This is a genomic window from Clostridium sp. 1001283B150210_160208_E6, assembly GCF_015669365.1.
Classification (GTDB): domain Bacteria; phylum Bacillota; class Clostridia; order Clostridiales; family Clostridiaceae; genus Clostridium; species Clostridium paraputrificum.
This window is the reverse complement of record NZ_JADPAA010000018.1, coordinates 1-20009: the sequence shown is the minus strand read 5'-3', so window position 1 is coordinate 20009 and position 20009 is coordinate 1. Positions and strand designations below refer to the sequence as shown.

At 29.6% G+C, this 20009-nt stretch carries 24 protein-coding genes, 2 tRNA genes and 1 rRNA gene; 7 read left to right on the top strand and 20 right to left on the bottom strand.

What is annotated here, in order from left to right; genetic code table 11:
• The first annotated feature begins 165 nt into the window (after window positions 1–165).
• On the top strand, window positions 166–558 hold the full coding sequence (locus I4V16_RS15075) for a hypothetical protein (protein WP_049180632.1): 393 nt from the start codon (window positions 166–168) through the stop codon (window positions 556–558).
• 56 nt (window positions 559–614) lie between these two features.
• Here the strand turns inward: I4V16_RS15075 and disA are convergent, their stop codons facing one another.
• From disA to I4V16_RS15055, 4 genes are all read right to left on the bottom strand, one after another.
• Entirely contained in the window at window positions 615–1679 is a 1065-nt protein-coding gene (gene disA, locus I4V16_RS15070; protein ID WP_049180633.1) for a DNA integrity scanning diadenylate cyclase DisA, read from the bottom strand.
• A gap of 15 nt (window positions 1680–1694) precedes the next feature.
• Window positions 1695–3062: a DNA repair protein RadA gene (gene radA, locus I4V16_RS15065; protein ID WP_111937951.1), complete on the bottom strand. Its 1368-nt coding sequence runs from the start codon at window positions 3060–3062 to the stop codon at window positions 1695–1697.
• 221 nt (window positions 3063–3283) lie between these two features.
• Entirely contained in the window at window positions 3284–4012 is a 729-nt protein-coding gene (nagB, locus tag I4V16_RS15060) for a glucosamine-6-phosphate deaminase (protein ID WP_049180635.1), read from the bottom strand.
• Entirely contained in the window at window positions 4009–4731 is a 723-nt protein-coding gene (locus tag I4V16_RS15055; RefSeq protein WP_049180636.1) for a GntR family transcriptional regulator, read from the bottom strand. The genes nagB and I4V16_RS15055 overlap by 4 nt, the downstream gene beginning before the upstream one ends.
• 129 nt (window positions 4732–4860) lie before the next feature.
• Between I4V16_RS15055 and I4V16_RS15050 the strand changes: the two genes are divergently transcribed.
• The gene (locus tag I4V16_RS15050) at window positions 4861–5028 is read left to right on the top strand and encodes a hypothetical protein (protein WP_153246667.1); all 168 of its coding nucleotides are present in this window, start codon (window positions 4861–4863) and stop codon (window positions 5026–5028) included.
• A 125-nt stretch (window positions 5029–5153) separates the two neighbouring features.
• Window positions 5154–5381, top strand: coding sequence for a glutaredoxin family protein (locus tag I4V16_RS15045; RefSeq protein WP_049180637.1), 228 nt, complete (start codon window positions 5154–5156; stop codon window positions 5379–5381).
• A 110-nt stretch (window positions 5382–5491) separates the two neighbouring features.
• On the opposite strand, the gene I4V16_RS15040 is transcribed toward I4V16_RS15045, so the two are convergent.
• The 6 genes from I4V16_RS15040 to I4V16_RS15015 all read right to left on the bottom strand — a co-directional run bounded on the left by I4V16_RS15040 (window position 5492) and on the right by I4V16_RS15015 (window position 11267).
• Entirely contained in the window at window positions 5492–5719 is a 228-nt protein-coding gene (locus I4V16_RS15040; protein ID WP_027099136.1) for a glutaredoxin domain-containing protein, read from the bottom strand.
• A gap of 2 nt (window positions 5720–5721) precedes the next feature.
• Window positions 5722–6660, bottom strand: coding sequence for a thioredoxin-disulfide reductase (gene trxB, locus I4V16_RS15035; protein WP_049180638.1), 939 nt, complete (start codon window positions 6658–6660; stop codon window positions 5722–5724).
• 148 nt (window positions 6661–6808) lie between these two features.
• Window positions 6809–9253 carry an ATP-dependent Clp protease ATP-binding subunit gene (locus tag I4V16_RS15030; RefSeq protein WP_049180639.1) on the bottom strand — a complete coding sequence of 815 codons (2445 nt, stop codon included), beginning with the start codon at window positions 9251–9253 and terminating at the stop codon, window positions 6809–6811.
• A gap of 22 nt (window positions 9254–9275) precedes the next feature.
• Window positions 9276–10277: an ATP--guanido phosphotransferase gene (locus I4V16_RS15025; RefSeq protein ID WP_099329800.1), complete on the bottom strand. Its 1002-nt coding sequence runs from the start codon at window positions 10275–10277 to the stop codon at window positions 9276–9278.
• Window positions 10258–10800: a UvrB/UvrC motif-containing protein gene (locus I4V16_RS15020; protein WP_049180641.1), complete on the bottom strand. Its 543-nt coding sequence runs from the start codon at window positions 10798–10800 to the stop codon at window positions 10258–10260. The genes I4V16_RS15025 and I4V16_RS15020 overlap by 20 nt, the downstream gene beginning before the upstream one ends.
• 11 nt (window positions 10801–10811) lie before the next feature.
• Window positions 10812–11267 carry a CtsR family transcriptional regulator gene (locus tag I4V16_RS15015; RefSeq protein WP_049180642.1) on the bottom strand — a complete coding sequence of 152 codons (456 nt, stop codon included), beginning with the start codon at window positions 11265–11267 and terminating at the stop codon, window positions 10812–10814.
• A 155-nt stretch (window positions 11268–11422) separates the two neighbouring features.
• On the opposite strand from I4V16_RS15015, the gene I4V16_RS15010 reads away from it, so the two are divergent.
• The gene (locus tag I4V16_RS15010; RefSeq protein WP_049180643.1) at window positions 11423–12082 is read left to right on the top strand and encodes an MBL fold metallo-hydrolase; all 660 of its coding nucleotides are present in this window, start codon (window positions 11423–11425) and stop codon (window positions 12080–12082) included.
• Window positions 12083–12123: 41 nt separating this feature from the next.
• Here the strand turns inward: I4V16_RS15010 and I4V16_RS15005 are convergent, their stop codons facing one another.
• The 6 genes from I4V16_RS15005 to tmk form a co-directional block, all read right to left on the bottom strand.
• Window positions 12124–12294 (bottom strand): 4Fe-4S binding protein, encoded by a 171-nt coding sequence (locus tag I4V16_RS15005; protein WP_027099142.1) that lies wholly within the window; start codon window positions 12292–12294, stop codon window positions 12124–12126.
• Between the two features lie 96 nt (window positions 12295–12390).
• Window positions 12391–12597, bottom strand: a complete 207-nt coding sequence (locus tag I4V16_RS15000; protein WP_049180644.1) for a heavy-metal-associated domain-containing protein — start codon at window positions 12595–12597, stop codon at window positions 12391–12393.
• Between the two features lie 12 nt (window positions 12598–12609).
• Complete coding sequence (locus I4V16_RS14995) at window positions 12610–13515, bottom strand: stage 0 sporulation family protein (RefSeq protein ID WP_049180645.1); 906 nt, start codon at window positions 13513–13515, stop codon at window positions 12610–12612.
• 2 nt (window positions 13516–13517) lie between these two features.
• Window positions 13518–14447 (bottom strand): DNA polymerase III subunit delta', encoded by a 930-nt coding sequence (locus I4V16_RS14990; RefSeq protein ID WP_195573164.1) that lies wholly within the window; start codon window positions 14445–14447, stop codon window positions 13518–13520.
• A 20-nt stretch (window positions 14448–14467) separates the two neighbouring features.
• Entirely contained in the window at window positions 14468–14797 is a 330-nt protein-coding gene (locus I4V16_RS14985) for a cyclic-di-AMP receptor (protein ID WP_049180647.1), read from the bottom strand.
• An 82-nt stretch (window positions 14798–14879) separates the two neighbouring features.
• A complete protein-coding gene (gene tmk / locus I4V16_RS14980) occupies window positions 14880–15506 on the bottom strand; it encodes a dTMP kinase (protein ID WP_049180648.1) in 627 nt (208 codons plus the stop codon).
• Between the two features lie 183 nt (window positions 15507–15689).
• On the opposite strand from tmk, the gene I4V16_RS14975 reads away from it, so the two are divergent.
• Entirely contained in the window at window positions 15690–16844 is a 1155-nt protein-coding gene (locus tag I4V16_RS14975; RefSeq protein WP_195573162.1) for a M20 family peptidase, read from the top strand.
• A 27-nt stretch (window positions 16845–16871) separates the two neighbouring features.
• Here I4V16_RS14975 and I4V16_RS14970 read toward each other — a convergent pair whose 3' ends face one another.
• Window positions 16872–17360: a hypothetical protein gene (locus I4V16_RS14970; RefSeq protein ID WP_195573160.1), complete on the bottom strand. Its 489-nt coding sequence runs from the start codon at window positions 17358–17360 to the stop codon at window positions 16872–16874.
• Between the two features lie 271 nt (window positions 17361–17631).
• Here I4V16_RS14970 and I4V16_RS14965 point away from each other — a divergent pair, with 271 nt between their 5' ends.
• Together I4V16_RS14965 and I4V16_RS14960 are read left to right on the top strand one after the other, a co-directional pair.
• Window positions 17632–18576 carry a magnesium transporter CorA family protein gene (locus I4V16_RS14965; RefSeq protein ID WP_049180651.1) on the top strand — a complete coding sequence of 315 codons (945 nt, stop codon included), beginning with the start codon at window positions 17632–17634 and terminating at the stop codon, window positions 18574–18576.
• 76 nt (window positions 18577–18652) lie between these two features.
• Window positions 18653–19573 (top strand): LD-carboxypeptidase, encoded by a 921-nt coding sequence (locus I4V16_RS14960; protein ID WP_195966924.1) that lies wholly within the window; start codon window positions 18653–18655, stop codon window positions 19571–19573.
• Window positions 19574–19613: 40 nt separating this feature from the next.
• Here the strand turns inward: I4V16_RS14960 and I4V16_RS14955 are convergent.
• From I4V16_RS14955 to rrf, 3 genes are all read right to left on the bottom strand, one after another.
• Window positions 19614–19687 (bottom strand) — tRNA-Cys (locus I4V16_RS14955).
• Between the two features lie 5 nt (window positions 19688–19692).
• Window positions 19693–19768: transfer RNA gene (locus tag I4V16_RS14950), tRNA-Phe, on the bottom strand.
• 5 nt (window positions 19769–19773) lie between these two features.
• Window positions 19774–19890 (bottom strand): 5S ribosomal RNA (gene rrf / locus I4V16_RS14945).
• Window positions 19891–20009 lie beyond the last annotated feature (119 nt).

Here is a 20009-nt window from a genome sequence, read left to right as displayed (position 1 = left end):
TTCAGATATTTTTAATTTTTGTACCCCCTATTAATTAAGCAACTATTCTATTATTATAGGTACATAGGTTAAAGACAACCGATAACCTATTATTGACATTTTAAACTTTTTATAACTATAATTAACTTAAAGTAACACCTTTAAAAACACAAAGGAGTGAGATACATGAAGGATATAATATTTGATGATTTTCAAAACTCTGTTAACGATTCTTTGTTAAGACATAAAAGTATTTTAGATTTAATTACTAAATACTCTGAATCATGTTCCAGGGTAAACAGAGCTATTGCAAAATCTGTTACAAATTGTGGCTGTCTTACTATTAATGCAAAGAAGCAACATCTTCCTGATGATTCGATAGAAGATATAAGCGAATTACTTGATACACATATTAAAGGTGATTTATGTGATAACTGTCGTGAAATTATTGAGAGAGAAATGGGAAATAACCTTTTTTATCTAACATCTTTATGTAATGACCTTGACATTAATCTTTATGATGTTCTATTAAAAGAACATGACAGGATTAACACACTAGGTAAGTTTACATTTAGATAAAATCTTTCTGTAGAATAAAAAAACTGTGTCTTATATATTATAGACACAGTTTTAATTTATAATTCTTTATTTAAATAAACTTGCTCGTTTATCCTCTTTAATCCATTTCTTATCGCTCTTGCTCTTGCTTCTCCAATTCCTTCTACTTGATCTAATTCTTCTATGCCAGCATCTATTATTTGATTAAATCTATCAAAATGCTTAATTAAGTTTTCTATAACATTTGAAGGAATTCTCGGCACTTTACTTAATATTCTATATCCCTTTGGAGAAACTAATGTGTCAACTAAAGATTCTCCTGAATATCCTAATACTCTAGATATTACTTCTAAATCTAGCAATTCCTCTTGAGATAACTTTTGTATATCTTTATATATATTATCAACAGTATCATCTTTCTTAAAGTAATCTCTTATTAATAGAATTCCATCTCTCTCTATATGCCTTACTAGCTCATTTAATTGCATAGATATAAGTCTACCTTCATTCCCTAACTCCAATATGTATATATCTATTTCTTCTACTATTCTCATAACCATTTCAGTTCTTTGAATAGCTGTAACTACATCAAATAAAGTTGTTAAATCTTGAAATTCTAATAAATTTAAATTATTAATTACTCTATCTAAAACAGCAACATATTTTTCAAGAGTTTGAACGGCCTGGTTAGCTCTTGCTAATATAATACTACTTTCTCTTAATACATACTTAATATCACCTTTGTATACTGTAATTATATTTCTACGTTGAGAAATAGCAATAACTACCCTTCCAGTTTGCTTTGCTACTCTATCTGCTGTCCTATGTCTAGTACCTGTTTCGTAAGTAGGAATTGTTGATGAAGGTACCAACTGAGCATTTGCACAAACTATCTTCTTTAAATCTCCACTAATTACTATAGCTCCATCCATTTTTGCTAACTCATACACATAAGCTGGAGTGTATTCAGAATTGATATAAAATCCACCATCTACTATGCTCATTATATCTTCGCTATCACCTAATACTACTAATCCACCAGTCTTAGCCCTTAATATGTTTTCTAACCCTTCCCTTAGTGCAGTTCCTGGGCACATTAACTCTAATATCTTTTTTATTTCTAAATCTTTCTCTAGCCTCATACACTCACCCACTTTTTAAAAAACTTTTCCAATGGCTTCTCTTAAATTACTTACACCTATAACCTTAATTGATTCATTGCTAATTCTATCTTTATTTCTTAAAGGAATTATAGCATATTCAAATCCCATTTTTTCTGCTTCATTGACTAATCTATCAATTGAGTTTATAGGTCTTATTTCTCCTGTTAAACCCACTTCTCCAATTATAGCTACCTTAGGTAAAGATATTCCTTTATTCTTTACGCTGGATAATAAGGCTAACGCCAAACCTAAATCAGCTGTAGTTCCATCTATGTTTAAACCACCAACAACATTTACATATACATCTTGATTATAAAAAGGTATTCTTAACTTCTTTTCTAAAACTGCAAGAATCAAACTCAATCTTTGATTATCTATTCCAACGCCGGTTCTTCTTGGCATCGGAGCATTAGTTTGAGTGACTAATGCTTGAATCTCTACTAGTATTGGTCTTGTTCCTTCCATTATACCAATAACAACTGAACCTTCTTGATTAAAGTTTGTATCCTCTAAAAACATCTTTGAAGGATCGTATATTTCAACCAAACCTTCCCCTCTCATTTCAAAAACACCAATTTCACTAGTAGTTCCAAAACGATTCTTTATGGTTCTTAATATTCTAAATTCTTCAGTTCTTTCCCCCTCAAAGTATAAAACTGTATCTACCATATGTTCTAATACTCTTGGACCTGCAAGTGCTCCTTGTTTTGTAACATGAGCAACAATAAATAAAGGTATATTTTTTCCTTTACCTATTCTCATTAATTCATTTGAGCATTCCTTTACCTGAGATACACTTCCTGGCGCAGATGTTACCCCATCTTTATAAATAGTTTGAATAGAATCTATTATAACAAACACTGGTTGTATATTTTCTATGTATGCATCAATTGTATCTAAATTAGTTTCGGAAACTATAAATAAATCTTTAGCAGTTACCCCTAACCTATCCCCACGAATTTTAATTTGCTCTTCTGATTCTTCACCAGATACATATAAAACTTTTCCGTACTTAGATGCTATATTATTAGCTGTTTGTAATAGTAACGTGGACTTTCCTATTCCAGGGTCCCCTGAAATTAAAGTTAAAGATCCTTTTACTAATCCTCCTCCAAGTACTCTATCAAGCTCCTTTAGATTTGTTTTAAATCTTTCTTTTTCTCCAGACTTTATTTCACCTATACTCTTTGGCATATTTTCTGGCAATATACTTTTACTTATTTTTTCTTTTACTATGGTATTGTTATCTTTTAATTCTTCAACAAAAGTATTCCATTGATTACAAGAAGGACATTTTCCAAGCCACCTTGGTGATTCATAACCACACTCTTGACATGTAAAAATAGTTTTTATTTTAGCCATACGCTCTCCTCCTTTCTATACTCAGAACTCAACTTTATATATTTATATATTGTTATATTGTTATATTTATATCTTTTTAACCTTCGTTCCTAACTATATAATAATATCATAATTTTAAAATATAATTTACAATTCAAATTTATTTTTTTACATTTATTTATCGTCCAACCAAAAGAAAAGGTGAGATATTTTTATCTCACCTTCTATTATTACCCACTTTATTACTTTACAAGCTTAGCTGCAGCTTCATCAATTATAACAACTACATCTCTGTGCATTTGTAACATAGTTGCAGGATTTGAAGTTGTAATCTTACCACTTAATACACCTTTAATTGCTTCAGCCTTACTTTCACCGCTAGCAATTAAAAGAATCTTTTTAGCTTTCATTATTTGTCCAAGCCCCATAGTTATAGCTGTCTTTGGAACTTCATCAATAGAATCAAAGAATCTTGCATTTGCTTCTATTGTACTTTGAGTTAATCCAGTTAAATGAGTTCCCGCAACTAAATCTTGATCTGGTTCATTGAATGCTATATGTCCATTGTTACCAATACCTAATAATTGAATATCAGTTCCACCTAATTCATCTATTTTTCTATCATAGTTTCTTCCTTCTTCAGCTATATCAGCAGCTAATCCATTAGGTACAAAAGTTCTAGTCTTATCTATGTTTATATGATTGAATAAGTTATCATTCATGAAATATCTATAACTTTGTGGATGGTCTCCAGCAAGTCCTACATATTCATCTAAGTTTACAGTTGTTACATTAGAAAAATCAACTTTTCCATCTTTGTTCATCTTTATTAACTCTTTGTACATTCCTACTGGAGTACCACCTGTAGCTAATCCTAAAACAGCATTTGGTTTAACTTCTACTACCTTTGCCATTTCTTCTGCTGCTAATCTACTCATTTCATCATAATCTTTAGCTATTATTACTTTCACTTTAATTTCCCCTCTCGTCTTAAAATATTTACTTCTAAAATATATTTATCTGATCTATAGGTAGCTTCTTCTACAAAAAGCACCTTTCCATCGCTATTTATGGTTTTACCATTTATCTGAAGTAATGGTACTTGCTCTTCCACCCCAAAAATTTTTTTATTAGTTTCATCCATTATAACTGCTTTTATAGATGATTCTGAATATTCCACAGAGTAGCCAAATTCCTCTAATATCTTATATAAAGATCCTTTTAGCTTCTCTTCATTTATAAATCCACAATAGTCTGAAGGGATATATACAATTTCATTAGCTATACATTCACCATCAACTATTCTATTTCTATTTATCTTATAAACTTCCTCAAAAGAAAAAGTATCTGTCAAATCTTCTGGAGTAGGTATTTTATTAAACTCAACAACCTTAGTTTCTAAAGTCCTACCAGTTCTTTTAATTATTTCAGAGAAACTCATCATATCTTTCTGCTTGACTTTAGGCTCACAAACAAAAGTACCCTTTCCTTTTTCTCTTACTAATATACCTTCTTGAACTAATTCACCTAAAGCTTGCCTAATTGTCATTCTGCTAACTCCATAGTTTTCAGAAAGTTCCCTTTCACTATCTATACATTGACCAACCTTCCAAACACCCTCTCTTATTTTCTTTAGGATGTCTTCTTTTAATTGATAATATACAGGAATAGGACTACTTTTATCTATCATACTTAACTTCCTCCTCAATAATTATATCAAACCAAAATCAACTTGTCTAGACCACTATACATTAAGAATTGGCATAGAAATCTATCCTCTTACAAATACTAATTATAAACAATTTAAGGAGATGATTCTATGCTTACTGAAAATACATTAAATAATATAAATATTACAGGAAAAAATATTTTAAAAGATAACTCTGAAATTAATATTACTGATATTTTTTCATCACAGCAATCTGATGATGAAGTCAACAATCATATATTGAACTCTAATTTAAATAATGGAAATATAATAAAATAAGTAGCAAAACATATAATCTTTTCATATTATATATTACATAAGAATTATTGTTGAAAATTTCTATATTTAGTTATAAACTAAAATTAATATTAATAACTATTATTTTTTATTAGGAGGATCATATAATGATTAAAGTATATACCACAGATTCTTGCCCTTGGTGCGTAAAGGCCAAGAATTATTTAAAATCTAAAGATATAGCTTTTGAAGAACTTAACGTAGCTGAAGATATGGATGCTAGACAAGAAATGCTTCAAAAATCTAGGCAAATGGGAGTACCGGTTTTAGACATAAATGGAACTGTTATAATTGGTTTTGATAAACCCGCTATAGATACAGCTTTAACTAAATAAGCTAATAAAAAAACACCTATTCTGATATGCTCCTGTCAAACAGACAGGTTGCAGCTTGGAATAGGTGTTTTTATAGTATTTATAAATATCTTTTTATACTATTCTACCAATTACTTATTGATAGCCTTATCTATTGCACTCTTATCAAATCCAACAATTATTTCTCCATTAATATCTAATACTGGTACAGTTCTTTGACCTGAAACCTTAAATACCTCTTCTCTATCTTCATGAGCATCTGCAACATTTATCTCACTAAATGCCAATCCCTTTAAACCTAGATACTTTTTAGCTTTTACGCAAGCTGGACACCATGATGTTGAATATATTTTTATCATTTTTATTCACTCCTATTTGATATTATAAATTTTTCAGCCTCTAGTGCTGCAATAGTACCATCAGCTACTGCTGTTGTTATTTGTCTATATAACTTTTCTCTAACATCTCCTGCTGCATATACACCAGGTATATTAGTATTCATATTTTCATCTGTAATAATATAACCATTCTTAGTTAGGTTAATGTATTTACCGAACATATCTGTTTTAGGCTCAGTTCCAATATAACCAAATACACCATCTATATCTATAGACTTTTCCTCTCCAGTAAGAGTATTTTTTATTATAGCCTTTTCTACAAAGTCTGTTCCTTCTACATTTACTAAATCCTCATTATATAGAATTTCTATTTTTTCATTCTTCTCAACTTGATCTAATAAAGACTTTTCTCCTCTAAAATAATCATATCTTCTAATTAGATATACCTTCTTGGCAAATCTAGTTAAAAATATAGCTTCTTCTAAGGCAGAATTTCCTCCACCTGCTACACCAATAACTTTTCCTTCATACATTGCACCATCACAAACAGCACAATAGTGAATTCCTTTGCCTGCAAATTTACCTTCATTAGGAATAGGTAACTTTCTAGGTGACGCTCCTGTTGCAATTATTAAACTTTTTGCTTTGTAAATATAGCTTTCAGTTTCTACAAGTTTATACTCACCATCAAGTCTTACAGCCTCTACTGGATCAAACTCATCAATTACTGCACCAAGTTCCTCTGCTTGCTCTTGCATGATATCTGCCAACTTACTTCCTTCTACATTTTTAAATCCAGGATAATTTTCTATAGTATAACTATTTCTAACTTGACCTCCCAAGATAGAATTTTCAAGTATTATCATATTTAACTTAGCTCTTGAAGCATAAATTCCAGCCGTTAAACCTGCAGGTCCTCCACCTAAGATTACTAAATCTATATCTTTTATATCTTTATTCATATAATCACTCCTTTACCCTATGGGGGTATATATTTATTATATCATAATTTATTAAATATTCAATAATAATTATTAATTAACATTATATAAAAATAAGCCCATAAGCAAATCCTAATAATATTATGTGCTTGCAGGCTTATTTTATATCCTAATTTTCTTGTAGTTCTTTAAATTTAAGTTTATTATCTTCTACCGAAACTAATACTGTATCCCCTATTTTTATATTTCCTGTTAATAATTCTTCACTTAATTTGTCTTCCACCTCTTTAGTTATAACTCTTCTTAAAGGTCTAGCTCCATAATTAGTGTCAGATCCTTTGGTAACTAGGAAATCTTTGCATTCGTCACTTAATTTAAGGTATATTTTATTATTTTTAAGTCTCTCAATAATAGAATTTAACATTAAATCTATAATAGATTTCATATCTTCATCATCTAACTTTTTAAATACAATAGTGTCATCTATTCTATTTAAAAACTCTGGTTTGAATTTCTCTTTCAATTCTCCCATTATATTTTCTTTCATTTTTTCATATTCAGTTTCTTTTATATCATTTACGCTAAATCCCATAGTTTTTTGTTTCTTTATTGTATGAGCCCCTACGTTAGATGTCATTATTATTATTGTATTTTTAAAGTTAACCAACTTTCCTTTACCATCAGTAAGCCTTCCATCTTCCATAATTTGAAGAAGCACATTAAATACATCTGGATGAGCTTTTTCTACCTCATCTAAAAGTACAACCGAATATGGTCTTCTTCTAACTGCTTCAGTTAACTGTCCACCTTCATCATATCCAACATATCCTGGAGGTGACCCTATAAGTCTTGATACTGAATGTTTTTCCATATATTCAGACATATCAATTCTAATTATGCTATTTTCATCTGCAAACATAGTTTCCGCTAATGCTTTGCATAGTTCTGTTTTTCCAACCCCTGTTGGTCCTAAGAATATAAAACTACCTATTGGTCTTTTAGGATCTCTTAACCCAACTCTAGCTCTTCTTACTGCTCTTGCTACAGCCTTTACCGCTTCTTCCTGTCCTACAACTCTCTTCTTTAGAATTTCTTCCATTCTAAGTAGTTTATCGCTTTCTTTTTCAGTTAATTTTTCTACTGGGATTTTAGTCCAAGATGATACTACATTAGCTATATTTTCTTCACTTACTGTAAGAGAATTAACTTGGTTATTGGTAGTCCATTCTTTCTTTATTTGACTCAACTCATCTTTTAGTTTCTTTTCATCATCCCTTAATCTTGCTGCCTTTTCAAAGTCTTGTATTCTGATAGATTCTTCCTTTTCCTTTACTACTGTTTCTATTTCCTCTTCAATTTCTTTCAAATTTGGAGGCGCAACTAAACTTTCTATCCTTATCTTAGCCGCAGCTTCATCAATTAAATCAATAGCCTTATCAGGCATAAATCTATCAGTTATATATCTATCAGCTAAATCTACAGCAGCATGTAAAGCATCATTTGTTATTTTCACTCTATGATGTGATTCATACTTATCCCTTAACCCCTTTAATATTTCAAGAGTTTCTTCCTTTGTAGGTTCACCTACTATAATGGGTTGAAATCTTCTCTCTAAAGCTGTATCCTTTTCAATATGTTTTCTATATTCATCAATGGTAGTAGCACCTATACACTGAATTGCTCCTCTAGATAAGGCAGGTTTTAATATATTTGATGCATCTATTGCACCTTCTGCACCTCCAGCACCGATTATAGTATGAATTTCATCAATAAATATAATGATATCTGGATTATTTTTTATTTCCTCCATAACCTTTTTTAATCTATCTTCAAATTCACCCCTATATTTAGCACCTGCAACCATAGCACTTAAATCTAAACTAATAATTCTTTTATTTCTAAGAATTTCAGGAATATTACCATTAACAATCCTTTGAGCTAATCCTTCAACTACAGCTGTTTTACCTACTCCAGGTTCACCAATAAGACATGGGTTATTTTTTATCCTTCTACATAGTATTTCTAAAACTCTTTGATTTTCTGGTTCTCTACCTATAACAGGATCAAGCCCCTCATCTCTTGCCATTTCAGTTAAATCATGACCATATTGATCTAACATTGGAGTATCTTTCTTTTTACTACTCTCATTTTCGTCATCATTCAATTCTTCATCTTCTTTTCCTGATAAAAACAGAATCAACTCGCTTTTTATTTCTTTAAAATTTAGTCTTAACTGGCATAATATCGTATATGCCACCCCTTCTTCTTCATTTATCAATGCCAACAGAAGATGCTCTGGGCTAACATATTTATGATTTAACTTCTTTGCTTCTATAATGCTTTCATCAAATAATCTTTTAGTTCTTGGAGTTAGTAATAATTCGCCTTTTGGCATAAGTGAGTCTCCATAGCCTAAATACTCCTCTAGCATATTCCTTATTTCTTCTATTTCTATACCATATTTCTCTAACAGTTCACTAGAATATCCATTTTCAGCCATAATTCCTATTAATATATGTTCCGTTCCTATATACCCATGCTTAAATTTTTGAGACTCTTTTTGAGCTGCCATTATTACTAATTGAGCTCTTTCTGTAAATTTCCCATATGACATTTACAACACCTCCTACCCATAATTACTTTAACAATTCTTGTATCAATATAGCTCTTTCAGCTTTTCTCTCTTTATTAGTTAATGATTTGCCTAATTTATTTTGTATAGCCTCATCATTTGTATAAACTAGAAGCTTGTTCAAGAGATCTTTATTTAAGTCTAGGACATACATCTCTACCCCTAATCTTACATATGATAATAATTCTACTAGTTCTTTATAAGACATTAACTTAGCATTTTTTAATATTCCATAGGCTCTAAATATCTTATCTTCTACTTCATCTTTACATTTATTAACTACTATATCTCTAAACTTAATCTCTTCTTGTATTATATTTTCAACTACTCCCTCAAGATTATTAATTATCTCATCCTCAGTTACGCCTAAAGAAATTCTATTTGAAACTTCATATATATTGCCATCTGCATATACTGGATTTATAGCCATTCCTAACTGACTTAATCCCTTTGAAATATTAGTAATCTCTTCACTCATTGACAATGCAGGTAAATGTAGTATTACTGATGCTTTCATCCCAGTACCAACTTTACTAGGAGTAGCCGTTAAATATCCAAAGTCTTCATGAAAAGAATATGATATATCTTCTTCTATTAAATCATCAATTTTATTAGCAACTTCATATACCTCTTTTAAATTCATTCCTTCAGTAGTACATTGTATATTTAAATGATCTACTTCATTAATCATTATGCTAATTGTTTCTTCTTTATTAATAATTAAAGCTGCTCTATCTTTTCTCTTAACTAATTCCTTAGTTACTAAAAGTTTTGCCTCATATGACTTTATATAATCAATCTGATTATCCCAAAACTTTATTATTTTCAGCTCTTCATCATTTAGTTTATTAAAAATAACATTAGATAATTTATCTACATTCTTTTTAGCATCCTCTACCTCTAGTTTATCTGTAAATAAAACTCCTTCTAAATTTCTAGCTAAGGAAAGCTTACTACACAATATTAAATCATCATTTTGGGCCTTACTATAAATCCAATTTCTCATCTTTGCCCACCTCTGTCCTACTATTTTCTATATCTTTTATCTTATCTCTTAACACAGCAGCTCTCTCATATTCTTCTTCTAAAATAGCTTTTTGTAATTCCTTTTTTAAATTGACATACTTCTTCTTCTCTACAAGCTTAACACCTGAACGTTTTGGAACCTTTCCTATGTGCTCTAAATCCCCTTGTATCCTTTTAAACATAGGTCCTAAATAACTAGAAAAACTCTCATAACATTCATCGCAACCTAATTGTCCACTAGCCTTAAATTGAGAATACGTCAATCCGCATTTCTTACATATAACTTCTATTTTATTTTGTTTATTTTTATCAATGGATTCAAAAAAACCACTTAAAATATTAGGAATAGAATTTCCATCTATGTTTCCTAATGACCCAACTAAAGGAATATCAGAAATTTCTTTAGCACAACTTTCACAAAGCCTTACTTCAGACTTCTCTCCATTTATTAATTTAATTAAATGTATTGTTGCTACTCTCTTATTACACTTCTCACATAACATAAATATCACCCCTATGATAATATGACCATAACCATCCCTTTAAGAATATCTGCCCTAGATTTATTCTTTTCTTCTATAGAAATTAAAGACCTATCATTAATAGCAATCTTCATAATTTCTTTTTCTCTTTCAGTAATTATATCTAATTCATATAAATTTTCTATTATAGATAATGCATTATGGTATGTAATTGATGAACCTATAGCATCATAAATTAATCTACTTCTTTGTTCTGTACCATCATAAGTTAATTGTTTTATTACTATATGGCCACCGCCACCTCTTCTACTTTCTATAACATAACCTTTATCAGAGGTAAATCTTGTAGTTAATACATAGTTAATTTGTGATGGTGCGCATCTAAATTGATCAGCCAATTCATTTCTTTGTATTTGAACTTGATCACCACCATTCTCATTTAGCATTTCTTTAATAAAGCTTTCAATTATATCTGAAAGTCTTGCCATAATATCACCTTCTTAAACGTTGTTTTTGACTTACTTTGACCTATATTTTAATAATAATATTAATTCATATTATTATCAAGCCATAATATTACTTCTTAGTTTAGTTTTTATAAAATTCGGCATAATATACTTATAACTATTTAGGAGGTTTTTGTATGATTATAAGATGGCTAGGAGAATCTTGTTTCTTAATTCAAGTATCAAATGGTAGAAGGGTTCTATTAGATCCTTTAAATCTTACAATAAATAAAATATCTAGCCTAAATCCAAGTATAATTACATTAAGTCACGATTACCTTAATATAGATAAAAGCTCTATGCCCATATTAAAAAACTGTAATACAGTTAATACTTTGGGTGTATATAAATTTTACGATATTTTAGTTACTGGATACCAAGGATATCATGATAATCTATATGGTGTAAAAAGAGGTGAAAATATTATTTACTCTACAGCAGTTGAAGGAATTAAACTATGCCATCTAGGTCATATTGGCCACACTCTTTCAAGTGACCTTATATCTACTTTATCAGACATAGACATATTATTTATACCTATAGGTGGACATTTTACAATTAATAGCTCCCAAGCTTTAGACTTAATAGATATTATTAAGCCAAAGTATATTATTCCAATGTATTATAGAAATTCCAATTGTACAAAGTTCTTAGATAGTCCTAAAGACTTTTTAATTAATTCTAAAAAAATCACTATAATAGATAAAGACTATATAGATACTGATACATTAGATAGTTCCTCATCCTTAAATACATTAATAATTAAAGATAGTTCTAACTACATAAATACTATATAAGAAAAAAGATCGTCATAAAATGACGATCTTTTAAGTATAAATTATTCTGCGTTTGGTGCTCCTACTGGACAAACATTTGCGCAGTTTCCGCAATCGATACAAGTATCTGCATCTATAACGAATTGAGTATCTCCTTGGCTTATAGCCTCAACTGGACATTCTGCAGCGCAAGCTCCGCAGTTTACACATGAATCATTAATAACGTATGCCATGAAAAACACCTCCTAATATTTATGATAATTACACCATATACATTTTAACATGTTTCCATAACATTTAAAAGTAATTTAAATAAAATTAACTTCTATCTAACTCACTACCATATATCCTAGAATTTCAATAGATTCAATAATCTTATCTAAAGTAACAAAGCTTTCATTATATATTAATTGTATCTCTTTTTTATCCAAAGAAACTTCACATGCTATCACACCTTCATTACTTGCTATAGCACTTTGAATATTCATAGCATCAGATGATTTATTCATATCATAAATCTTAATAATTGATTTCATATAGAAATCCCCCTATTTTTCATTAATTAAATCTTTAATAAGACTTTTATCTTCTTCTGATTCAATTTCTAACTTAATTTCTTTTTCATCTACTGAATCTTCATAACTACCTGAAATCAAAGTTACATTTTCTATTTTAAATTCTTCTATTACCTCTTCATCGCCTTTTCTTAACTTAACCTTAACAGCTTCTTTAACTGTATTATTACTAACAACTTCACCCTTACCATCTTCAGTTTGAACTACAGAACCAACCTTAGGTAATCTCTTTCTAATATCTTCATATGTGCTTTGCTCATAGTTTAAACAACACATTAATCTACCACATATTCCTGATATTTTTGTAGGATTTAGAGATAAATTCTGTTCCTTTGCCATCTTTATAGAAACAGAAGTAAAGTCTCCTAAAAATGAAGAACAGCACATTGGCCTACCGCAAGGCCCCAAACCACCTAACATTTTAGCTTCATCTCTTACTCCAATTTGTCTAAGTTCAATTCTAGTTTTAAATATTGTAGCTAAATCCTTAACTAATTCTCTAAAGTCTACTCTTCCATCTGCTGTGAAATAGAAAATTACCTTATTGTTGTCAAATGTATATTCTACATCTATTAGCTTCATTTTTAACCCATGTTCTTCTATTTTAGAAATACATACATTTATAGCTTCTTCTTCTTTGTCTTTATTTTCTTTATGCTTAGCTATATCATTTTCGTCAGCTATTCTTAATACGCTTTTTAAAGGTGGAATTACATCCTCTTCTTTTATCTCTTTAATCCCTATTACGCATTCGCCAAACTCAACACCTCTTGCTGTTTCAACGACTACATAATCTCCCTTATTTATATTTAATTCATTAGGTCCAAAATAATATATTTTCCCTGCTTTTTTGAACCTTACTCCTACAACTTTTATCATTATTAACCCTCCGAAAGTCCCATAAGCATTACACTTATGACCATTGAATAATTTGCATTATTCCTTATATTTATTCTTGCTTCTTTAATTTTCTCTAACATAGCACTTAACTTTTTATACGACTTATTACTAGAAAATCTATCAATATCTTCTAACTTATCAATGTTCATTATCATTTTTTCGTCTTGTAGTTCTTTATATACTATAATATCCCTAATAAGTGATTCTAATATATTTAAAACTTCTTCTTTACTATCCTTAAAAGAATCAAGTCTTTTTTCATAATTTAAAACTATATTATTACTTCTACTATCAATATCAGTTAATAAATCTATAATACAATTTCTTAATAAATTAAGCTTTTCATCATTTAATATTCTTTCTGCTCTCCCTGGAATTCCTTCACCATATGCTATAGCAGATAAAACCTTATTATCATTGAACTTTCCTAACCTGCTAATATACCTATTAACCTCATCCTTGCTTAAAGGTGTTAATTTATATATTTGGCATCTAGATTTTATAGTATCTAACATTAGCTCTATACTATCAGTTAATAATATTATGTATACTCCTTTTGGAGGCTCCTCAATGGTTTTTAGCAAGGCATTTTGTGCTTGAACAGTAAGCTTATTTCCTTCATGTATAATGACAACCTTTTTATCCCCTTCATATGGTCTTTTCATTATCTCTTCAATGATTCCTCTTACATCGTCTACCCCAAAAGAAGCTTTCTTAGCTCTATAGTGAATTATATCTATATAATCTTTATCTATCTCTTTACCTAATATTTTTAAAGCGAATTTTCTAGCTAAAATACTTTTACCTATCCCATCTGGTCCAACAATAAGGTGAGCATGTGAAAGAGTACCTTTATCTACACGTTTGTTAAACCCTTCCAATATGTCATTAAATCCAATAAATTCTTCCACAAAATCACCTCTTTTATAATCTACACTCTTAAAAATTGATCAACATCAATTACAAATATTGTTGCTCCTCCAACTTCAACCTCTATTGGATATTGCATATAAACACCTGGTCCTCCTGTTAATGGAGATGGTGAAGCTACAACTTCTGTTCTCTTTTGACAAACATCCTTTATTAAACCTATAACTTCATCTACACGTTCTTTCTCTACACCTATCATTAATGTTGTATTACCAGACTTTAAGAACCCACCTGTTGTTGCAAGTTTTGTTACTCCAAATTTTTTCTCTGTAAGTGTATCAATTAAATCTAAAGCATCATCATCTTGTACAATAGCAATGACCATTTTCATAATACATCCCTCCTAAACTTCAATTCCCTGTATATTTATATTTTATCATAAACTTAATTCTATTTTACATAAAAACAAGTTTTTACCCTATATGTTTTAATATTATTTCTTTAACGTCCTCAAATACCTCTTCAATTGATTTAGATGCATCAATCTTTATCATTTTATGGTTTGTTTTTAATACTTCATGATATCCTTCTCTAACTTTATTATGGAATTCTAATTTCTCTTTGTCTAATCTATTTACTTCTCTACTAGAATTCTTTTTTATTCTATCCAATCCTATAGATGGTTCTATATCAAATAATATAGATAAATCTGGCATATATTCACCTATTGCAAATGAATTTATTTTATATATTTCTTCTATTCCATATCCTCTTGCATATCCTTGATAGGCTAGTGAAGAGTCTATAAACCTATCACATAAAACTATCTTTCCCTCTATTAATGCTGGTATTACTTTCTCCACTAAATGTTGTCTTCTTGCAGCTGCAAAAAGTAAAGCCTCTGTCTTGCCATCCATTTTTTCATTTTCTGAACTCAATATTATTTCTCTTATCTGTTCAGAAATTTTAATGCCTCCTGGTTCCCTAGTTTTTACTACATTCTTATTCTCTTCAAGTAACCAATTATATATTTTTTCTAATATTGTACTTTTACCTGATCCTTCTCCGCCTTCAAATACAATAAATAATCCTCTTTTCATTATTAATAACCTCTTTCGTTATCTATATTAGTAATGTTATTATATCATCTCTTACAATAAATTCAAAAGCATTATAATCCAATATTATCCTCTTAAGCTATTATATATTCATCTTGCTTTTATAATATTTTTCCTATATTAAGACAAAACTAATATAAATAATATATATTAGGAGGTTTTATTATGAAACAAGAGATGATATCCTTTCTAACCGAAAACTTCAATGACATAAAAAATATATGTGAGTATTTATATAAAAACCCTGAAGAAAGCTACAAAGAAGAAAAATCATCTTCATATATTTGCGAAGTGTTAAAAAAATATAACTTTAATATTCAAAATAATTACTTAGACATTCCAAATTCATTCTATGCTAGTAAGGGAAGTGGATATCCTAAGATATGTTTTCTTTGTGAATATGATGCTATTAAAGGGAAAGGACATATAACAGGACACAATGCATTAGCTGCAATATCTATTGGTGCATCTATTTCCGTAGGCGAAATAATAGAACAGACTAATGGCACAATTATTATTATAGGATGCCCTGGAGAATATTTAGGAGGAACTAAACTTACTCTAGTAAAGCAAGGAGTTTTTGATGATATAGATGTCGTTATGGAATGTCATCCTTATAACACCACTGCTGAAAGTGGTACTTCATCAGCTATTATTCCTCTTAATATAAAATTTATTGGAAATAGCGGATTAAGTTTTCTAAGTAAAGATGAATATACTTCACTAGATTGTATATTATTAACTTTTAATATTCTTAACTTCTTGCTAAAGGGTTTTCCTAAAGATGTAGAAGTTAATTACATACTATCAAAGGGCGGATATACTCCTTTACTAACCCCTCTGGAATCTGAAGCAAAATTCTATATTCGTGCTAAGGAATTTGAAATGGCTGAACTTGCAGAAAACAAACTGCGTGAAATAGTAAGATATGTTTCTAACTTAACTCATATTCCAAACAAGGTTTCATTATATGAATCCTATAACGAAGAGCTTGTTACAAATAGAACTCTTTCAAGAATATTTACTAACAATTTAAAAGAAAATGGAATTATAAATATAGGTTCACCTATTGATGTTTATGCAGGCCTTAGTATTGGAGCTGTTAGTAAAAAGGTACCTACAATTCATCCTTATATAGCTATAAAAGATGATGAAAATATTAAATACGGATCAACTGATTTTGCTGATTGTACAATATCCGAATATGCTTTTGAGCAAATACATAAGGCATCTGCTTCATTAGCATGTACAGCATTAGACCTGATTGAACGTGAAGACCTTCTTCAGGAAATAAAACAAGAATTCTATAATAAAAAATAGAGCAAGACTTTGTCTTGCTCTATTTTTTTAAACCGCTTTTTTATATTTTGTTATTCTTCTTATAAAATCTTCACTTGGTTCAAAATTAAATATACTTACTTCATTCTCCTTCTTATAGACACAATAAATTTTATCATGTCCAAACAGTTCACAAGTATACTTCCCTGTGCATTTTAATCTATATTCCTTTGGTATGTCCTTCCTTTTACCTAGATAAAGAATATCAGATAATTTAATGCTTTCTAAATTAGTCTCATTTCCATGATATATTTTATTAATGATTAGCTTGTCCGCTATTAACGAATATTTATACGCAACCTTACAACTAAGATACTCTAATATTATAAAAATAATTGTAAATAATAATAATGTAAATTCGCATACTTTTAAAACAAATAAGTTTTCAATTCTTAATGCTTGTATTCCTTCTACAATGTATAACACACAAGTAATTAATAAAAGTATTAAAGCGATAACATGGGTTCTTTTTCGCTCAACTACTTCTTTATGCATCATATTATTTTCCCCCAGATAATAAGTAATTCTAAAACGATAATTGTGATTATACATAGCTTTATTAAATTAATCCATATCCAAATTATTTAATAATCTATATTAATATTCCATATTTCCTTCTTTAATATGGTTTATTAGCTAATATCATAATAAACATCTATTTTACTCTACTTTATTACTATTTTTAAAATGATAACCTTTTTATCCTTTTACTTTAATTATTATTTATAAAATAGTATAATAAACATGTATAAAATAGGAGGTCTTTAATATGATTCAAATATATAAAAGTTCCAGTGAGAATAATTCTTTTCTTACTCTGCTAGATAATATTGAAACTGGATGTTGGATAAATGTAGTTGCACCTTCTGACGAAGAACTACTTCTTATATCTAAGAAAACTAACGTACCTCTAGAATTCTTAAAAGCGCCATTAGATGATGAAGAAACTTCAAGAATTGATATAGAAGATGGTAATATGATAGTTATAGTAGATATTCCTTTTACAGAGATGGAGGATAACTCACTAACGTATGATACATATCCTTTAGCTATTATACATACAGAAAACTTCCTTATAACAGTGTGTTTGAAAAATAGTAAAGTTCTTACTGATTTCATAAACGGTAAAATCAAATCATTCTTTACATTTAAAAAATCAAGATTTATATTGCAGATATTAAATAGAATATCTACATATTATCTTTTATATCTAAGACAAATAGATAAGAAAAGTTTAATGATTGAAAAGAGACTTCATAAATCTATGAAGAATAGAGAACTTATACAGTTACATTCTCTCGAAAAATCATTGGTTTATTTCTCTACATCCTTAAAAGCTAATGAAATCACCTTAGAAAAGCTACTTAAAGTTGAAGTAATGCAAAAGTATTCTGAAGATAAAGATGTATTAGAGGATGTTATAATTGAAAATAAGCAGGCTATAGAAATGACAGAAATATATAGTAACATATTAGCTAGTACTATGGACTTCTTTGCTTCAGTTATTTCTAATAACCTTAATATAGTAATGAAAGTTTTAGCCTCTGTTACTATATTAATGGCTATCCCAACCATAATGTCTGGTATATATGGTATGAATGTAGACTTACCTTTTCAACATGAACCATACGCATTCTTGTTAGTTATGGGGATAACATTTAGTATTTGTGGATTAGTAGCATTTATATTATACAAAAAAGATATGTTCAGTTAACACATTTTTACTTAAAGCATAAAATATAATAAAAAACAAAAGAGAGCGGTAATGCTCTCTTTTTTTGGAGGTTTTTATGTTAAAAGGTAAAAAGCTTACTTCAGCATCTACAATTGGAGTTATTGCTCCTGCTTCACCTGAAAATAAAGATAAAATTGATAAGAAGATATGTGAATTTAAAGAATTGGGCTTTAAGATAAAGCTAGCTCCTCACATATATAATAAATATGGTCATTTAGCTGGTTTGGATAGTGATAGGGCAAAGGACTTACATGATATGTTTTTAGATTCATCCATTGATGGAATAGTATGTCTTAGAGGAGGGTACGGCACAGCTAGATTAATCTCTTATCTAGATAAAAAGGTTATAATACAGAATCCTAAATTCTTCTGTGGATATAGCGACATAACTCTCCTACTTAACTATTTTGCTAATTTAGGTTTAATCACCTTTCATGGTCCTATGATAACATCAGACTTTAATGATGAACTTACAAAGAGATACTTTTTAAAAACATCTACTTGTAATACCAAAGATTTCTCGTATGATTTATTAGATCTAAATCCAAATATATCTACATATAACTTATCTTCATTTAAAGGTAGGTTAGTTGGTGGAAATTTATCAATTATCTGTTCGTCACTTTCAACTAAATACGAAATCAATACAAAGGATTCTATATTATTAATAGAAGAAGTTAATGAAGCTCCCTATTGTATTGATCGGATGCTTACACATTTAATAAATAGCGGAAAACTACATGATTGTAATGGCATTATTATAGGACATCTTACCGATTGTACACTTCATAATTATGATAGAAGTCTTACCACTGAGGAAGTTATACTTAATCGTCTTCTTCCTCTTAATATACCCCTTATTATGGGTGCACCCTTTGGCCATAGCTACCCTAATATAACAATACCTATAGGCTCTCGAGCTTACTTCAATAATAAAAACATGAAGTTAATTATTAAAGATAACTTTTTATTATAAAAAAATAAAACCTGTAAGCTTTTGCTTACAGGTTTTTCTTTGGAGGCGCCACCCGGATTTGAACCGGGGATAAAGGTTTTGCAGACCTCTGCCTTACCACTTGGCTATAGCGCCATACCTGGTGGCTCGACCAGGAATCGAACCAGGGACACGAGGATTTTCAGTCCTCTGCTCTACCGACTGAGCTATCGAGCCACATTACTTGGCAACGTCCTACTCTCCCACACAGTCTCCCATGCAGTACCATCGGCGCTATAGAGCTTAACTTTCCTGTTCGGTATGGGAAGGAGTGTTTCCTCTATGCCATCATCACCAAATATTCTTTTTTCAGAGTTGTTCTCTGAAAATTGCACATAATCATTGAAATATCTTTACTTGGTCAAGCCCTCGACCTATTAGTATCAGTCAGCTACATACATTACTGCACTTACACCTC

Excerpts from the sequence above, each read along its gene's own strand:
- I4V16_RS15075 (WP_049180632.1), top strand. The coding sequence starts at position 166 with ATGAAGGATATAATATTTGATGATTTTCAAAACTCTGTTAACGATTCT.
- disA (WP_049180633.1), bottom strand. The coding sequence starts at position 1,679 with ATGAGGCTAGAGAAAGATTTAGAAATAAAAAAGATATTAGAGTTAATG.
- radA (WP_111937951.1), bottom strand. The coding sequence starts at position 3,062 with ATGGCTAAAATAAAAACTATTTTTACATGTCAAGAGTGTGGTTATGAA.
- I4V16_RS15055 (WP_049180636.1), bottom strand. The coding sequence starts at position 4,731 with ATGATAGATAAAAGTAGTCCTATTCCTGTATATTATCAATTAAAAGAA.
- I4V16_RS15050 (WP_153246667.1), top strand. The coding sequence starts at position 4,861 with ATGCTTACTGAAAATACATTAAATAATATAAATATTACAGGAAAAAAT.
- I4V16_RS15045 (WP_049180637.1), top strand. The coding sequence starts at position 5,154 with ATGATTAAAGTATATACCACAGATTCTTGCCCTTGGTGCGTAAAGGCC.
- I4V16_RS15040 (WP_027099136.1), bottom strand. The coding sequence starts at position 5,719 with ATGATAAAAATATATTCAACATCATGGTGTCCAGCTTGCGTAAAAGCT.
- trxB (WP_049180638.1), bottom strand. The coding sequence starts at position 6,660 with ATGAATAAAGATATAAAAGATATAGATTTAGTAATCTTAGGTGGAGGA.
- I4V16_RS15030 (WP_049180639.1), bottom strand. The coding sequence starts at position 9,253 with ATGTCATATGGGAAATTTACAGAAAGAGCTCAATTAGTAATAATGGCA.
- I4V16_RS15025 (WP_099329800.1), bottom strand. The coding sequence starts at position 10,277 with ATGAGAAATTGGATTTATAGTAAGGCCCAAAATGATGATTTAATATTG.
- I4V16_RS15020 (WP_049180641.1), bottom strand. The coding sequence starts at position 10,800 with ATGTTATGTGAGAAGTGTAATAAGAGAGTAGCAACAATACATTTAATT.
- I4V16_RS15015 (WP_049180642.1), bottom strand. The coding sequence starts at position 11,267 with ATGGCAAGACTTTCAGATATAATTGAAAGCTTTATTAAAGAAATGCTA.
- I4V16_RS15010 (WP_049180643.1), top strand. The coding sequence starts at position 11,423 with ATGATTATAAGATGGCTAGGAGAATCTTGTTTCTTAATTCAAGTATCA.
- I4V16_RS15005 (WP_027099142.1), bottom strand. The coding sequence starts at position 12,294 with ATGGCATACGTTATTAATGATTCATGTGTAAACTGCGGAGCTTGCGCT.
- I4V16_RS15000 (WP_049180644.1), bottom strand. The coding sequence starts at position 12,597 with ATGAAATCAATTATTAAGATTTATGATATGAATAAATCATCTGATGCT.
- I4V16_RS14995 (WP_049180645.1), bottom strand. The coding sequence starts at position 13,515 with ATGATAAAAGTTGTAGGAGTAAGGTTCAAAAAAGCAGGGAAAATATAT.
- I4V16_RS14985 (WP_049180647.1), bottom strand. The coding sequence starts at position 14,797 with ATGAAAATGGTCATTGCTATTGTACAAGATGATGATGCTTTAGATTTA.
- tmk (WP_049180648.1), bottom strand. The coding sequence starts at position 15,506 with ATGAAAAGAGGATTATTTATTGTATTTGAAGGCGGAGAAGGATCAGGT.
- I4V16_RS14975 (WP_195573162.1), top strand. The coding sequence starts at position 15,690 with ATGAAACAAGAGATGATATCCTTTCTAACCGAAAACTTCAATGACATA.
- I4V16_RS14970 (WP_195573160.1), bottom strand. The coding sequence starts at position 17,360 with ATGATGCATAAAGAAGTAGTTGAGCGAAAAAGAACCCATGTTATCGCT.
- I4V16_RS14965 (WP_049180651.1), top strand. The coding sequence starts at position 17,632 with ATGATTCAAATATATAAAAGTTCCAGTGAGAATAATTCTTTTCTTACT.
- I4V16_RS14960 (WP_195966924.1), top strand. The coding sequence starts at position 18,653 with ATGTTAAAAGGTAAAAAGCTTACTTCAGCATCTACAATTGGAGTTATT.